Annotated in this window: 13 protein-coding genes and 4 pseudogenes; 8 read left to right on the top strand and 9 right to left on the bottom strand. The window is 52.8% G+C overall.

Features of this window, described 5'->3' with window-relative positions:
• Window positions 1-52: 52 nt before the first annotated feature.
• From metC to SLW74_RS27250, 4 genes are all read right to left on the bottom strand, one after another.
• Window positions 53-1,234: a cystathionine beta-lyase gene (metC, locus tag SLW74_RS27235; protein ID WP_410930693.1), complete on the bottom strand. Its 1,182-nt coding sequence runs from the start codon at window positions 1,232-1,234 to the stop codon at window positions 53-55.
• 541 nt (window positions 1,235-1,775) lie between these two features.
• Window positions 1,776-2,315, bottom strand: coding sequence for a cupin domain-containing protein (locus tag SLW74_RS27240; RefSeq protein WP_410930694.1), 540 nt, complete (start codon window positions 2,313-2,315; stop codon window positions 1,776-1,778).
• Between the two features lie 154 nt (window positions 2,316-2,469).
• A complete protein-coding gene (locus tag SLW74_RS27245; protein WP_410930695.1) occupies window positions 2,470-3,621 on the bottom strand; it encodes an alcohol dehydrogenase catalytic domain-containing protein in 1,152 nt (383 codons plus the stop codon).
• A gap of 54 nt (window positions 3,622-3,675) precedes the next feature.
• Window positions 3,676-4,416, bottom strand: a complete 741-nt coding sequence (locus tag SLW74_RS27250; protein WP_410930696.1) for an alpha/beta fold hydrolase — start codon at window positions 4,414-4,416, stop codon at window positions 3,676-3,678.
• 536 nt (window positions 4,417-4,952) lie between these two features.
• Here SLW74_RS27250 and SLW74_RS27255 point away from each other — a divergent pair.
• On the top strand, window positions 4,953-5,642 hold the full coding sequence (locus tag SLW74_RS27255) for a GntR family transcriptional regulator (protein WP_410930697.1): 690 nt from the start codon (window positions 4,953-4,955) through the stop codon (window positions 5,640-5,642).
• A gap of 115 nt (window positions 5,643-5,757) precedes the next feature.
• Here SLW74_RS27255 and csiR read toward each other — a convergent pair whose 3' ends face one another.
• Window positions 5,758-6,465, bottom strand: a complete 708-nt coding sequence (csiR, locus tag SLW74_RS27260; protein ID WP_410930698.1) for a DNA-binding transcriptional regulator CsiR — start codon at window positions 6,463-6,465, stop codon at window positions 5,758-5,760.
• Between the two features lie 170 nt (window positions 6,466-6,635).
• Between csiR and glaH the strand changes: the two genes are divergently transcribed.
• Both glaH and lhgO read left to right on the top strand, forming a co-directional pair.
• Window positions 6,636-7,613, top strand: coding sequence for a glutarate dioxygenase GlaH (gene glaH / locus SLW74_RS27265; RefSeq protein ID WP_410930699.1), 978 nt, complete (start codon window positions 6,636-6,638; stop codon window positions 7,611-7,613).
• A 93-nt stretch (window positions 7,614-7,706) separates the two neighbouring features.
• The gene (lhgO, locus tag SLW74_RS27270; protein ID WP_410930707.1) at window positions 7,707-8,972 is read left to right on the top strand and encodes an L-2-hydroxyglutarate oxidase; all 1,266 of its coding nucleotides are present in this window, start codon (window positions 7,707-7,709) and stop codon (window positions 8,970-8,972) included.
• A gap of 249 nt (window positions 8,973-9,221) precedes the next feature.
• Here lhgO and SLW74_RS27275 read toward each other — a convergent pair whose 3' ends face one another.
• The gene (locus SLW74_RS27275) at window positions 9,222-10,142 is read right to left on the bottom strand and encodes a transporter (RefSeq protein ID WP_410930700.1); all 921 of its coding nucleotides are present in this window, start codon (window positions 10,140-10,142) and stop codon (window positions 9,222-9,224) included.
• Between the two features lie 271 nt (window positions 10,143-10,413).
• Here SLW74_RS27275 and SLW74_RS27280 point away from each other — a divergent pair, with 271 nt between their 5' ends.
• The 4 genes from SLW74_RS27280 (at window position 10,414) to SLW74_RS27295 (ending at window position 13,452) form a co-directional block, all read left to right on the top strand.
• A complete protein-coding gene (locus tag SLW74_RS27280) occupies window positions 10,414-10,971 on the top strand; it encodes a VOC family protein (protein WP_410930701.1) in 558 nt (185 codons plus the stop codon).
• Window positions 10,972-10,992: 21 nt separating this feature from the next.
• A complete protein-coding gene (locus SLW74_RS27285) occupies window positions 10,993-11,898 on the top strand; it encodes a fumarylacetoacetate hydrolase family protein (protein WP_410930702.1) in 906 nt (301 codons plus the stop codon).
• 36 nt (window positions 11,899-11,934) lie between these two features.
• Entirely contained in the window at window positions 11,935-12,714 is a 780-nt protein-coding gene (locus SLW74_RS27290; protein ID WP_410930703.1) for an SDR family oxidoreductase, read from the top strand.
• A 72-nt stretch (window positions 12,715-12,786) separates the two neighbouring features.
• On the top strand, window positions 12,787-13,452 hold the full coding sequence (locus tag SLW74_RS27295; protein WP_410930704.1) for a polysaccharide deacetylase family protein: 666 nt from the start codon (window positions 12,787-12,789) through the stop codon (window positions 13,450-13,452).
• Window positions 13,453-14,307: 855 nt separating this feature from the next.
• Here SLW74_RS27295 and SLW74_RS27300 read toward each other — a convergent pair.
• The 3 pseudogenes from SLW74_RS27300 to SLW74_RS27310 form a co-directional block, all read right to left on the bottom strand.
• A pseudogene (locus tag SLW74_RS27300) lies at window positions 14,308-14,451 on the bottom strand (IS3 family transposase); the annotation flags it as partial.
• A 52-nt stretch (window positions 14,452-14,503) separates the two neighbouring features.
• Window positions 14,504-14,841 (bottom strand): annotated as a pseudogene (locus SLW74_RS27305) (cation:dicarboxylate symporter family transporter); the annotation flags it as partial.
• Window positions 14,842-14,884: 43 nt separating this feature from the next.
• Window positions 14,885-15,007, bottom strand: a pseudogene (locus SLW74_RS27310) (LysR family transcriptional regulator); the annotation flags it as partial.
• 111 nt (window positions 15,008-15,118) lie between these two features.
• On the opposite strand from SLW74_RS27310, the pseudogene SLW74_RS27315 reads away from it, so the two are divergent.
• Window positions 15,119-15,324: pseudogene (locus tag SLW74_RS27315) on the top strand (IS5/IS1182 family transposase); the annotation flags it as partial.

Raw genomic sequence — 15,324 nt, forward strand, 5'->3', positions numbered from 1 at the left:
GTTCTCTTAAGCGAAAGTATTCAATGGATAGCGCGGACCGGGAGGCCCGCGTTCAGGCGACTGCAACCCGTGGAGAGCGAGTCGCGATATCAAGTGCGCGCGTGAAGTCCTCAATGAGGTCGTCGACATGCTCCAGGCCTGCGTGCACACGAACCACATAGCCCTGGCCTGCGCTTTGCTCGCACGAACGAAGCGGGGTGCCTACCGGGACGACCAGACTTTCGAATCCGCCCCAGGACAAACCAATGCCAAACAGTTTGAGGTGATCGAACAGGCGTCGTAGCACGTCGGTATCACAACTTTTCAAACGGATACCAAACAAACCGCTCGCGCCGAGGAAGTCGCGCTTCCACAGGTCATGCCCCGGCGTGTTGGGCAAGGCGGGGTGCATCACATCGGCCACCGCGCAATGCTGCGCAAGACTATTCGCCAGGGCGATACCATTGCTCCAGTGCTGTTGGAGCCGAACAGGCATGGTTCGCAGGCCGCGTAAGGCCAAAAACAGGTCGTCGGGGCTGGCGATCTGACCGAAGTCATGAGCGCCGGCCTTTAGCTGGGCCCAGGCGCGCTTGTTTGCTGTAGCGGTACCAAGCAGGGCATCCGAGTGTCCGACGATGTATTTGGTCGCTGCCTGGATCGAGACGTCGACGCCGTATTCGAAAGGCTTGAAGTACAGGGGCGACGCCCAGGTGTTATCCAGCAGGACGAACGCACCCACTTCATGAGCGGCATCGCAGATGGCTGGCAGGTCTGCTACCTCAAAAGTCAGCGAGCCGGGTGACTCGGTGAACACCACCCGAGTGTTGGGTCGCAGCAGTTCTGCAATTTTACTGCCGATTGCCGGTTCGAAGAACTCCACCTCTACGCCCATACGGCTCAGCACATTGGTAGTGAAGGATCGGGTAGGGCCATAAATGTTGTCCGTCATCAATACGTGGTCACCGGTGCTGACGAATGCGAGCAGGGAATGCACGCAGGCAGATAGGCCCGAAGGGAACACGCAGCAGCCGTGGCCGCCTTCGAGTTCGGCAATAGCATCCTCGAACGAGCGGGTGGTAGGGGTACCAAACCGGCCGTAGTTGGAATAAGGGTTGCCATTGACCTTGCTCGCTTCCCAGCTATCGAAGCTTTTCGCAAGTATGGTCGAACCCCGGAATACTGGGGTATTGACCAACCCACCGAACGCATCGGGGGTTCTACCGGCGTGGATGAATCGGGTAGCGGCGTCGTACATCGCAGTCATACCTAAGAGCAAGATAGGCTGCAAATTTTATCGATCGGCTCGGGGAAAGAATTTCGCTATGGTGATCGGAGAGGTTCGCTCTGAGAAAAATTCGTTCGATTTGCCTTCGCTGGTTGGAATTTTTTTTCTGGCGGCTGCCTAGTCCAACTACTCGCGCAGGAAGGTGAGCGGGCACCACTAGGAATAAATCAGAGCAATGCGCTCTCCAGTCCGGGATAGGTTGGCTTGCCCATGGGCTGCTCGAGCGACCAGTTGTTAGCGTTATCTAAAGCCGCACTATTGACCCGTACTGGTTTCGGTGATTTCAGCGTGCGCGCCACGGGGGCCGGAAAACCCAACCAAATGTCGCAAATACCTGCGCAAATCCACTGCTGATGAGGCTGGGCTTACGGCTACCCGAACCCTCTGGGCGCGCGGCACGTGCAGCCCACGGCGTCGTGTAGGATGAACCTGTTTATTAGCTATTGCGACGCTTATAGGTACAGGGGTCGATTGTGATGCGGGAAGCTGTTAGTCATAAGCGATTATGCTGTTAGCATCGACGAGCACCGATCAATACAAATAAAATCTGCGCTGTATTATTACTCATGTTGCGCCAAGCATGCTTATTTCCATGTTGTACAACCACATCATGTTCATGAAGTTGGATCTTTTGGCCGTTTCCAAGTTCAAGAACCAATTCACCTTCCAGAATAATAGCATAGTCGATGCTCTCGGTTCTGTGCATGCCGGGCTCATTCACTTCAAAAGTGGATGCAAACTCAGGCATTTTTTTCAATAGTTCTTCCCCAAAGGCAGCACCGTCAAATGCAGCGTTCGCCATCGTGGACTCAGGGGGGATCGACACAATATTTAAACGGGTTTCTCCAACCGATGGAATACTTCCGACGGTCATCTCGCTCCTTTGTGGTTCCCCGGTGGCGACGATGGCCTGTGCGCTCGTTGACCAGAACAGGGCAGATTCGAAGCCCGGTAGCGCGTCGAGCGTAGTGCCTTGAACCGAAGCAATGTCGGAAACAATCTCCCCGTTACCGTTCTTACCGGTTCCTACAATGATACGGCGAACTTTCATTTGACCTCCAATACGCTCATAAAACTCGGGCTAGGTAAGCTGACTTGTTAGCTAAAAAATTACCGCGCGCCTGCAGATCATTTGCTATGAAAAACTAATGTTTCATCGGGCATTTGATACTAGACAGGCGCGTGTCAATTGCGAGCTTTCGATACTAGCCAACTTCATCAGTCGGTATTTCGGCGGCTCGGCATCCGACGCTAATCTCAGGCCTGACTACAATATTCTCGAACCCGCCATGCGTCCGGTTCTCGGCTGCAACCAGCGCCTCATTGAGTTGCTCTAACTCGTAAATCTTATGCTCGAGTGCTGACAAATCAAGTACTCCGGAATCCACCATGCTAGCCATATCCTGCGCCTGTGAGGTAGTAAACCAGCAGGATCCAATAAATGAGATCTGCTGTACCATCAAATAGATTGGAGTCATTGGCAAAACGTGGTCCATACCTCCGATGAAAACCAGTCGACCACCACGGCGCAACGACATCAATCCATCCATGGTTGGATCAGAGCCCGAATGAGCGGATAGGCAATCGACGACAATGTCTACGCCTTGACCATCAGTAGCAGCACGCACTCGCTCAGGAAGATTCCCTTCTCTCGCGTTCATAATCTCTATACGGCCAGGGGCGAGGGCCCTAACTCGCTCGAGGAGCTCACTGTTGCGTGCCACCGCGATGATCTTCGGAACGCCCATAGCCAGCGCCAACATGACCGTCCCGACCCCTAGCGTTCCCGTTCCCCCATTCACGAGAACGGTCGTGCGTACACCGGCTTTTGCATTGCACAGCGCTGAGTATGACGTCCCTAAGTAACCGAAACGCGCTCCGGCTTCGAAGGAAACCTTGTCTGAAAGTACGACCATGGAATCCGCAGGTGCGATCATGTATTCCGCAAATCCACCCCAAGGATAGCGCGCATAAATGTCATGAGATTTTGGGCCCATCCCGAAGTAGCCGGCCATCGTTTGATTGGCGCAGAGCAGTCCTGTGCCACTGAGGCAATGGTCACAGGTTCCGCAGTACCGTAGAGGGTTTACATACACACGCTGTCCAATTTGCAAACCGCTTGCGTTGGGCCCGACAGCTGCGACCTCACCCACAGGGTCCAAGCCATAGATAGCGGGTAAAGCGGGGAGCGGCAGGTCAGGAAACCATTCAGGGTAATGATAAACAACATTGCGGAGGTTTGGAACCACGCCGCATGCTCGTACCCGAACTAGGACATCAGATCCTGTGGGCTCAGGAATGTCAATTTCGTCAACTTGAAACGGGGTAGCTACTTTATGTAATCGAGCGGCGCGCATATACTTCTCCCTTCTTATTATCGTGTGGTTACAAATATTGTTGTGTTTGATTTCTCACAGCATACTTTTTATATTGGCAGGCTTAGCAATAGTGTCCAAAAACTCGATTGTCAGCTCGGGGTGCGTAACAATGACGTTGTGGGGAGCGTCGATTTCGATGTAGTGCCATCCCGGTTGGCTGCGAGCAAAAGCAGCACTTTCCTCCACACCAGGGAATGCGGGCAACGTGCATCTAAGATAGGTCGCCGGGATACCATTAGCGAGAGGGTTTTTTAACTTCAATGCGGACGTGTCGACGCCTAATGGCTGTGGTGTCAGATGTTTGCGTAGCCATCGGGCTATAACTGGGTCGCTCACCCCAAATGCAGATGGGTCAGGGGGGGGGACACTGGTTCCACCATTGGCTTCAGCTCTGGCTAAACGTCTTTCTCGGTCCTCAGCTGTCATCCCTTCGAGTCGGCTCCGACCATCAAAGGGTAGGCCTCCATCGATAAACACCAGATGTTTTATTCGCTCAGGGATGATATCCGATACGCCGCATATAGACCGCGCGCCAAAGCTATGGCCCACCAAAATGACCTCATTCAATTCTTCCATTTCAATGGTCGATTGAATGTCACGGACAAACGTGGCCATGGTGATATCGGCGCTCATCAGATGACTGCGGTCGCCCAACCCGGTTTGCGTTGGAGTATAGACCTCATGACCCAGACGACGAAGACCATCTGCCACCCCACGCCAGCACCAGCCTCCGTGAAACGCACCATGTACCAGGACGAAACATGCTTGAGCCATAGCAGCCCTCTATCTTTTTTGTTTTTTATCACGCGGGCATCGTCTTTTTGATGAGGATCGACGTTCCGCGGTTGGGATACGCTTTGCCTGGATAGTTATGCACAAAACTAAACTTTACGCAAGCTATAGGTCATAGTCCATCGTAATTCCCAAGTGGCGCTTAGCGCTGATCGGGTTGCCTCTAGAAGATGTGTGCCGATCGGGCGAGAAGTGGCGCGCATTCCTGGGCGCTCCAGCAAAGGTCACGAAACGGGTCAGTCAGCCGCGATCCGATGTACTGCAAGGCCGCGAGGATAGTCATGCTTGCTACCGCACCAGCCACATCACAGGCGGCTTACGCTGGATTCCTGAAACGCTTTTCGTCTGTGGCGAACGAACGACAAGGCGACTGCGGCACTGAAGCTCAATGGCGGCGGACATCTGACTTTGCGGGGTTGCAGCATGATGTTCGGAAGCGATTAAGGCTAATGTGCAAATATTTTTCTTTGTGCATAATAAGTGCTATCCTACCGACAAACTTTCGTTGTCAGTAAAAAATGAACGCAAAATCATCCGTTGACTCAGCGCAAGCACTCCCTCTGGTCGATCAAGCGTGTAATGCACTACGCAGTGCGCTTATCAACTGTGAATTCGAACCCGGCGATCGCCTCCGGGTTGAAGTGCTGCAGCGTAGATTTGGTTTCAGTAGTAGCCCCCTACGAGAGGCGATGAATCGACTCGTGCGGGGGGGATTGATTACGATGGTCGAAAATAGAGGGTTTCGCGTCGCGCCAATCACCGTTGAAGCAGTCAGAGATTTGACGAGGGTCAGGCTCTTAATTGAAATGGAGGCATTGCGTGACTCGATCGCTTACGGCGGTGATGATTGGGAGTCCAATCTAGTTGCCGCGTTTCATAGTTTGTCAATAGTTGAGCAGCGGATGGGACCAGAGCCTGGTCTGGTTGATAACGCCTGGGTCAGCAGGCATCGTGGGTTTCACCTGTGCACTTACTCTGCATGCACCTCTCCGCTACTATTGGAAATGGTTGAAGACCTTTTCGATCAGGCTGAGCGCTTTCGAATTTTCTCCGCAAGGAATCGCAAGACTAACCGCGCAAAAAATTCCGAGCATGAGAATTTATATAAAGCCGTATTGAGTCGAGACTTTAATGAAGCCGCTCAGCTCCTGACTTCTCATATCCGTAGTACTGAAAGATTTTGTTGTGAGGGCATGCTTAATCCGTAACCCTTCGGTATGCCACGTTCGTTGCATCCTCTCGGGGCAGATTTCCATTTAGCAGGGCCTCCTTTCCCGCAGCGTTGCTTGCTCCCACGTTACACTCAGTTGGGCATGAAGCCAGCTAAGCTGTCTTCCGTGACGTTTCATTCGCACCGCGGTGCATAATCTCTATGATGATTGGCACGGGCGACATTAAGTGATCGCGCATCAAAGCTGCCACCCGAACGGAGTCGCGCGCCAGGATGCCCTCAACCAGCGCGGCATGCTCCTTGCGCTTAAGCTCCAGGGCTTCCGCAGAGAACATCGTTTGCGTCAGCCACAGGTGCCGATATCGCTCCGCTTGATCGAATAGGTACTTGCGCGCCTGTAGTAGGTGCCTGGAACCGCAGCCCGCTGCAATGGCACTGTGGAACGCTTTATGCCGCTCATCCCAAATCTCGAGTGCTTTATCCCGACTTGTGACGTCCCCGACTTTTGACAAGGTATGGGAATGGGCCAACACCTGGGCTTCCCAGGTGTCATCTCCCCTTTCGATGGCCAGGCCAACAATCATCGCTTCGAGGTTGGCACGGGCATCATAGATGTCCTGCATTTCCTGCAGCGAGATGGACGCGACTCGATAACCCTTCTGGCTAATGACCACAACGAGGTGTTCGGCAACCAATTGCGAAAGTGCTTCGCGGAGCGGGCCGACCCCCAGCTGATAGCGTTCCTTGAGCCCACCCATGAGCAGTTTTTCGCCTGGCTTGAACACCCCGCGAATGATATCCAGCTTCAGCCGCTCATACCCGCTGAATGCAGAGTCAAGCCTGGGGATTGGGCTTTCCAAAATGCCGCTCCTGAACTCGCTAAAACCCCATCATACCGAATCCTCCATTGAGGTAAAAACCTGCGCCGGAAAAAAATATGTCTACAGTTACGTAAAATGTAGACATTCCTGTGTATTGACGATACCTTCAGGCGCGTTCCAGTTCACTATCTTTCTGCCCAGGAGTCGCCATGAACACCTTTACCCAATGCCATGACCCTGTGATGTCACCACCGTCAGAAACCAAGGGATTCACCGTTTCCTCCTCCTGCCAGTCGCAGCGCCTATTAGAGATAAAATTTACCCAGGAAACCGTCGATGCGTTCTTGGAGGCGGTGGCGCAATGGCCAGTACAGGCTCTTGAGTACAAATCGTTTCTGCGCTTTCGAGTTGGTCAGCTGCTCGACGAGCTATGCGGAGGTACATTGCGCCCGTTTCTCATTGGCACCATCCTTGATCGCACCACGGGCGGGATGCTAATAACCCCTGTAGGGTTGAGCGACGTGACGCAGGCCGATGACATGGTCAAGTTTTCCTCTGCCGTCGCGCACCTAGTCGGCCGCTCCAACTTCGATGCTATGAGCGGCCAGTTCTATGCGCGCTTCGTAGTAGTCAACACGGACAACTCTGACAGCTACCTCCGCCAGCCACATCGGGTGATGGAGCTGCACAATGACGGCACCTTCATGCGCGAGCGTACCGATTACGTGATGATGATGAAGATCGACGAGCAGAATATGGACGGTGGTAACTCTCTGTTGCTGCACCTGGACGACTGGGAAGATCTGCAGCATTTCTACGGCCATCCATTGGCCCGCCGTGAAATGCGCTTCACCGCACCGCCGAGCAAGAACGTGCGTGAAGACGTTTTCCATGCGGTGTTTGACAGTGACGCCGAAGGCCGTCCAACCATGCGCTACATCGACCAATTCGTGCAGCCCAAGGATTTTGAGGAGGGTATCTGGCTCAACGCCCTGAGCGAGTCCCTGGAAAACAGCCCTCAGAAGTTATCGGTACCAGTGCCGATCGGCAGCTTCCTGTTGATCAACAACATGTTCTGGCTGCATGGCCGTGATCGCTTCACCGCTCATAAAGGCTTGCGCCGCGAGCTGATGCGTCAGCGCGGCTACCTCAGCTATCAAAAAAACCTGTACCAGGGTGGTCAGTAAGACTTGCATAGCGCTGAAGAGAGCAAGGCCACTACCCATGGTCCTGCTCGTTTTTACACAAAACCTGATCCAGGTAGGTGCAATCTAATGGCTGTGTACGACTTCATCATCATCGGTGGCGGCATTGTGGGCATGTCCACCGCCATGCAACTAATTCAAGATTACCCGGATGCAAAAATTCTCCTTCTGGAGAAAGAGGCCGGTCTGGCCATGCACCAGACCGGCCATAACAGCGGCGTTATCCACGCCGGCGTCTACTACACACCGGGCAGCCTGAAGGCGCGTTTCTGCCTTGAAGGCAATAAAGCCACCAAGGCTTTCTGCGACAAGCACGGCATCCCTTATGACGAATGCGGCAAATTGTTGGTGGCCACTAATGCACTTGAAATGGAGCGCATGCGCGCGTTATGGGAGCGCACCGCCGCAAACGGCATCAAGCGCGAGTGGCTGACGGGCACGGAACTGCGCGAGCGCGAGCGGAACATCGTCGGCCTAGGCGGTATCTTCGTGCCTTCCAGCGGCATCGTGGATTATGCGCTGGTGACCGCGGCCATGGGTCGGGAATTCGAAACCGCCGGTGGTGAGATCCGCTACAAGAGCGAAGTGCTCGCGATCGATGAGCATTCAGATGAAGTGGTGCTACGTGCCGGGGATCAAGAACTTCATGCCCGCTTCCTCATCACCTGCTCGGGCCTAATGGCCGACCGCGTGGTGCGCATGCTTGGGATCAAGCCTAAATTTGACATATGCCCATTCCGTGGCGAGTATTATCTGCTACCAAAGCAGCACAACCAGATTGTTAATCACCTGATCTACCCGATCCCGGACCCGGCAATGCCGTTCCTCGGCGTGCACTTGACCCGAATGATTGATGGTACGGTCACCGTCGGCCCCAACGCGGTCCTGGCGATGAAGCGCGAAGGCTATCGCAAGATAGATTTTTCGCTGACCGACATGTTTGACATGCTGGCCAGCCCAGGCATCCTCAAGGTGTTAAAAAGCAATATGCGGCCCGGCCTTATAGAGCTGAAAAACTCGTTGTTCAAGGGTGGCTACCTTCAGCAGGTCCAAAAGTATTGTCCTAGTATCGTCAAGGACGACCTGACAGCCTACCCGGCCGGCGTTCGCGCACAGGCGGTATCACCGGATGGGAGGCTGATCGACGATTTCTTGTTCGTTAAAACTACCCGCAGCTTCAACGTCTGTAATGCGCCCTCGCCAGCAGCTACCTCGGCTATCCCGATAGGTGCATATATTGTCAATCAGGTGCGGGAGCAGCTCGCGACATCCGGCGCCAGCTTCGGAAAGCCGCTTATACACCGCTTGGCCAATACCGATGTCTACACGACTCACGAGTAACGATAGAAACTGGATCAAGCCAACTATCCGCGGCTGCTTCAACAGCAGCGCGGATAAGGCAACAGCGTGATCTATGCAGAAATTAATGCTGCGAGAACCCGAGGCGGTCGACTACGTGCACGGCCGGCCTTGTGAAAATGCGCAAATGGCGCGTGTGAGTACACCATCTAGGCCCTATAGCCACCACCGCCAAGCTGGCATTGCTTACTCGCAATGGCCAGCTTTATCTCGGTTGCCGAGGAAGATGACCTAGAAGGGTAGGGTAAATTCAAACCAGAAACGGTTCCCCTGAGACCGGTTCTCTACGCCAAATTCCTTTTGATATTTAACAAGCACGCCGCCATAGCCGCCCGCAAGATCATAGGATATCTGCGGACCAATCCCGAATGCCTGTCCGCGGTTTCCATCTACTATCAGTGTGTCCCTTGCGGTATCGTCCGTAAATTGCCTTGTTGCAAAGCCTTGGAGTGCAACTTTGACTTTTGGATGTTTTTCAAACGGTTTATACGCGATTGCAGCATCTATTGTCGCATTGTTTCCTGACTTGTAGTGTGTAGCGCGATTTTCCGTATTGAACTCGGTGAAGAATGTCATGGAAAGCTCTGAGCGCGGTGTAGGAAGCCAGGTGAAGTTAAAGCTTGGCGCAAACGTCCAATAATTTAAGCCGTTGTTTGCCAAGTCCTTTTTGTTATATTTTCCTATTGGAACGTAGATATCTACCCCTCCAAATGCAAAAAAATCTCCAGTGGGACTGACGTAATATAGATGAGCGGGAGCAATCACCGGATCACCAAATCCGGTACTCGTTTCCTGTCGTCCAAACGCTCGAAGACTGACCTTGGTTATAGGGGCTATGATGCCTGAGGATACATGAAAGGGGCCTATTCCCTCACTCCATGTGTGCACGATGCGCGGGGCCCATGCATAGACCTCGGCCTTGAAATCTGGAATGGCCGACCGCCCCTTCCCATCATTGAAACGATTACTCTCATAGTATTGTACATAGTGATAGTGGCTGGTCTCCCCAGGAGGGGGCATGGCGCCATTCATAATGGTGCCAACACCCACCGGGTAGTGTACCTGTCCGCTTTCTGAGCCCTTTCCCTCTGCCGAGCAGATCATCGCCACGAGGAGGAGGCACGTGCGTGCCTTGGTGATTTTTTTTTGCATCAATGTCTTTCCCGTTGGTTTTTATTTTTGTAAGGGTCGCCGCACTCGTGGGCTGCAGAGCGTCTGCTCGCGCTGTAGAGAGGCTGCCGTTGGGTGAAAGCCCAGGGCGAGTATGATGATTGCATAAAAAAAATTTTTGTGCATAATAATTCTCGTGGGCGTAAAACCGGTGCCGCTGTGACACCACGTCGTTGGCGGGTCAGTACAGTGGGTATGTCGCGCAGAGCTTTGCGAAAAGTCCGTAAAACAACACGAGAATTGCGAGGTGGTTATGACCAATCTGACGCATAAGGACGAGAATTTGACGAGGTTGCATCACTTTGGCTGCGTCGTACGCGACCAGGCGAAAACACGTTATTTAATGGAGGAGGTTCTAGGTTTTCCACTTGTCGCGACGTGGATTGAGAAATCACGCTTAAGAGAGTTGGATGAAGAGCACGTATTTTGCCACACCTTCTACGCGCTAGGCGACGGCAGCGCACTTGCATTTTTTCAGTTTGCTGATCCAACCATGTTTGAGAAATGCCAGGCGCCAATTCCGCCAATCGTGAGCAGGTTTGAGCACCTGGCGCTAAAGGTCAGCACTGCCAAACAAGATGTAATAAAGCAAAATCTTACAGCAGCGAGCATCCCATTTCGCGAAATTGATCACGGCTACTGTAGATCTCTCTACATAAATACAGCGGATGGGCTGGAATTGGAGTTTGCTGTCGATCCAGAAGATCTCGACCAGATCCTGGGGTTTCAGCGAGCCCATGCGAGTTCAGACTTGGATAGATGGATAGCTGGTGACGTAACCCCAAACAATACCCTTAGGCACCGCGAATAAAAATATTAAAAGGAGGTCGTAATGCGATTGGCTAGTTATAGTGTGGCTGGGGAATCCAGTTGGGGCGCTCTAGTATCGGGCGGCATTTATGATCTGAAGTCGCACATGCCCGAGTATGATACGCTGCGAGACGCCATCGAATGGCAGGCGTTTGAAGCGATCAATAAGCTAATCGAGGGTGACCCTGCGCCTCACTACTCGATCTCTGATGTTGCATTCGATCCAGTCATTCCGAATGCTCGACAAATTCTTTGCATCGGTTTGAACTATGAAGAACATCGACTGGAGACGCGTCGGGAAAAACAAGGTTATCCAACTGTGTTTGCACGCTATGCAGCTAGTCAAGTAGGTCATGGAGCGCCTATTTTGCTTCCGCCCGAATCTACGATGTTGGACTATGAAGGTGAGCTCGCCATTGTAATTGGAAAAACATGCAGGCGAGTTCCGGAGGAAGATGCATTTTCAGTCATTGCCGGCTACGCATGTTATAATGATGCTAGTATCCGCGATTTTCAGAAGCACACTTCGCAGTTTCATCCCGGTAAAAACTTTCCGTCTACTGGCGCCTTCGGGCCGTGGCTTGTTACTAAAGATGAAATTCCGGATGTTGAGCAGTTGACTATTGAAACACGACTGAACGGACAGCTTGTGCAGTCCGGTACGTTGGGAAACCTAATCTACACATTGCCGCAGTTGGTTGCTTATTGCTCCACATTTACGGAGTTGCGTGCAGGCGATGTTATTGTAACGGGCACTCCCGGCGGCGTGGGAATGGCTCGGCAGCCCCAGGTGTGGATGAAAGCAGGTGACGACATTGTCGTTGACATCAAGGGTGTTGGGCTGTTGTCCAACACTGTTTTGCGTGAGTCCGTTGATGAAGTCATTGACGGCGCCTTGGTGACTAAAGATCAAATCCGCTCAGTCTGATTTTCTGATTAATGCATTAAAAACAAGGTGTTTGCCATGGAGCTCGGAATTCGTAATAAAGTGGCATTGGTTTGTGCATCGACACAAGGGCTGGGGTATGCTTGTGCTGAGGCGTTGTCTCTAGAGGGCGTCGAGGTTTTCATTAATGGGCGTGATCTGCAAAGGCTGCAGGCGGCGGTAGAAAGACTGCGCGCCAGCACAGGTGGAAAGGTTAGCGGTATTGCTGCCGACGTGACAACAACGGAGGGCAGGCGCGTTCTCCTAGATAGTTGCCCGCATCCGGATATCCTAGTCAATAATAACGCGGGTCCGGCTCCTGGAGCATTTCTTGACTTCGATGAAGAGCGTTGGATGGCGGTATTAGAGGCCAATATGGTTGCGCCGCTACAACTCTCCAGGGCTGTTATTCCCTCGATGCAGCAACGTAAGTTTGGCAGGATCATAAACATCACGTCGGCGATGGTTACCACCCCCAGGCCGCATATGACGTTGTCTGCTGGCGCTCGTGCAGGCCTCACTGCCGCCATGAAAGGCTTGTCAATTGAACTGGCGCGCTACAATGTCACGATCAATAATATGCTTCCCGAGCGGTTCGATACCGCTAGACAAGAGCAGATGGCCCGTGTCGCAATGTCTCGCGATAATATTGATTATGACGAGGCGCGACGTCGTCAGGTTGAAAGTATATCCGCCCGCCGGCTAGGCGAGCCAAGGGAGTTTGGTGCGATGTGTGCCTTCCTGTGCAGTAACTTGGCAGGATATGTCTCTGGGCAGAATATACATCTTGACGGTGGCTCTTATCCAGCGTTGATTTAAATGACAGAATCGCGACCACTTTTTCTCGGAGCGAGTGAAAAGTGGTCAACTATAAATGAGCGGAGGCATGCCATGCCGAGGTTAACTCTTACGTTTGATAATGGGCCGACGCCGGGGATCACTCAGCATGTTCTTGACGTATTGCATGAATTCCAGGTCAAGGCAACTTTTTTCCTGGTTGGCAAGAGCCTGCTGTCTCCCGGCGGCCTAGAGCTAGCTTCGAGGGCCAAAGCGGAAGGGCATTGGATTGGGAACCATACTTTATCCCACGGTACCCCACTTGGTCTTCAGACTGAGCAGGGGCGTGCGAGGAAAGAAATAGAGGATATGGATGATCTGCTGGATGGCCTTTTGCATGAAAAGCGGTTTTTCAGGCCGAATGGCCGTGGGAAGCTAGGAACTCATCTATTAAATAAAGAGGCAATCGACTACATTGTCGACTCTTGCGCTACTGTGGTTCTTTGGACAAGTGTCCCGCTGGATAGAAAGGTAGATGTAGATACCGCTGATGCGTGGTTGAGTCAGGCAAAGAACGATATACTCGAAAATGACTGGACACTTATGGTCCTCCATGATCGTCCCAGTGGTCATGAAGGTCCCCAACCTATGGACTTTCTACCAAGTCTTTTACGTTGGGCAAGCGACAACAAAATCGAAATCGTTCAGGCTTTTCCGCCTTCCTGCATACCAATTTGTAATGGCAAAATCATGACGCCTCTCACGCATATTTCGAATTGAGTTTCCGCTTTTTCGATCGGCCGATTGACCGTCAGTTCGACGTGATGCCCGTGGTCGTACCTACTCTAAAAAACCGGATACCTGTATCCAAGTCTCCTGACGGAATCGCAGAGTTTGGTCAAGTGCGACGTCGCTATTTGCAAAAAAATTCTCGTTGACCGATGGCATGTCGCCTTCGAGATTAGCTTGGAGTCCTTATTTGGAGTTGATTGTCAGACGTCCTGTCCACGCAACAGCCGTTCGGCTTTCATAAGTAAGGGCTCCAAGCTGCTCTCGCCTATTTGTCCTGAGAGATAATCTCATGCCTCTTAGCGCATACGATTACTTCCAAAGCCGGTTGAGGTGCTTTGCGAGATTAATAACATTTTGCATCTTGAAAATCCAGAGTCGCCCATTAGTTTTCAATAGCGTCGTCATTCGAACCTCTTACCTTCTTACAATCTGAAGCATTCATGAAGGCCCAAGCAAGCCCGATACCACCTTCCCAGGTTTTCAACGTCAGCTGGAAGCCGGTGAGGATCGAATATTCACCTTAGTAACCTTGCTCGCGGATCGGCCGAAGAGTTCGCAGGTGCGCGTGCTGTGCGGGCCAGACAGGTCACTTCTGCGATTTCGATGCGGCAGCCAAGCTTGAGTTGCTGCCTGGTCAACCTGCCCTGTTGCTCAATCGCAGCTCTTACTCTGCAAGCGGTGAAGTCCTGCATCACGTCATCATGTGCGTGCGCCCGGATACTCATCCGCAAATCGTCAATTTCTATCGCCAGGACGAGATGCAGCGGCGCTTTTGAATGGTACTACGTGCCGCTTCTATCTTAGCGCTGGCCTGGGTCACCGGGCGTCAAAATTGTAGTGGCTCAACTGGCGCATCGACTTGCGTACCTTGAATCGCCCGATCTGCATCCCGTCCTCTTTCATCATCAGCATGAAGCTCCTGCTGCCCGCAGCGCTTCGAGCGCTCAGGCGGGCAATGATCAGGTCGGGGTGGGTGCGCAGCAGCCTTTCGATGTCCAGCTGAACGCTTTGCGGGAAGGCCAGGGTTCGGCTTAGGTTCACTGCGCCGCGCTTCCCACTTTGCAATAACCAATGGCGCTAATGCATTGCCCAAGACATTCAACGCTGTGGTTGGCATATCCATCAAGCGGTAAACGCCCGCAATAAAGGCTATCCCTTCCAGTGGCAAGCCGGCACTCGCCAGGGTCGCGGATAGGATCACAAACATGAACCCCGGGACACCAGCCGCGCCTTTTGAGGTGAGTACCATGGTCACCACGAGTAATGCTTGTGCCGACAAACTCAAGTCGATGCCGTAAAGCTGAGCTACGAACAAGGTACCGATGCCAAGGAAGAGAGAAGCGCCGTCAAGGCGAATGAGTAACCAATCGGCAGAAGCCGGCTCGTACGTTGTTCTCTCGGTTGGCGGCCCGTGACGCTGCTCAGGCTCTTGGATGCGCTTGGATATAGCCGACTGGGTTGTGCTGATATGGTCGGCAGCTTCGTCGAAGCTTCCGAGCCGAGCAACCCAATAAAGAGCCTCGATTTGCTTGATGGTTATCATGAGTTAATACCTAAAGAGACTTAAGGAGGCGCTGCAAAAATAGCCAACTGTCCCCACCTTTGGCACACTAAGTTCCTTCAACCAGCCTCCCTCTCCGTGAGCGTTACGCGCGTGCAGAAGACTTTCTCCGAACTCGAATATACCGGCAAGAAAAAGCAGACTCGCCGAGATCGCTTCCTGGCTGACCTTGAACAGTTGGTGCCCTAGGCCCAACTGGAGGCGCAAGTGGCGCCGTTTTATAGCAACACCGCAGGCAAGCGCGGACGCCCTGCGATAGGGGTGTCGCGCATGTTGCGCATGTACGTCGTGCAGCAGTG

Source organism: Pseudomonas sp. W5-36, from assembly GCF_046540455.1.
In the GTDB taxonomy this organism is placed as follows: Bacteria; Pseudomonadota; Gammaproteobacteria; order Pseudomonadales; family Pseudomonadaceae; genus Aquipseudomonas; species Aquipseudomonas graminis_B.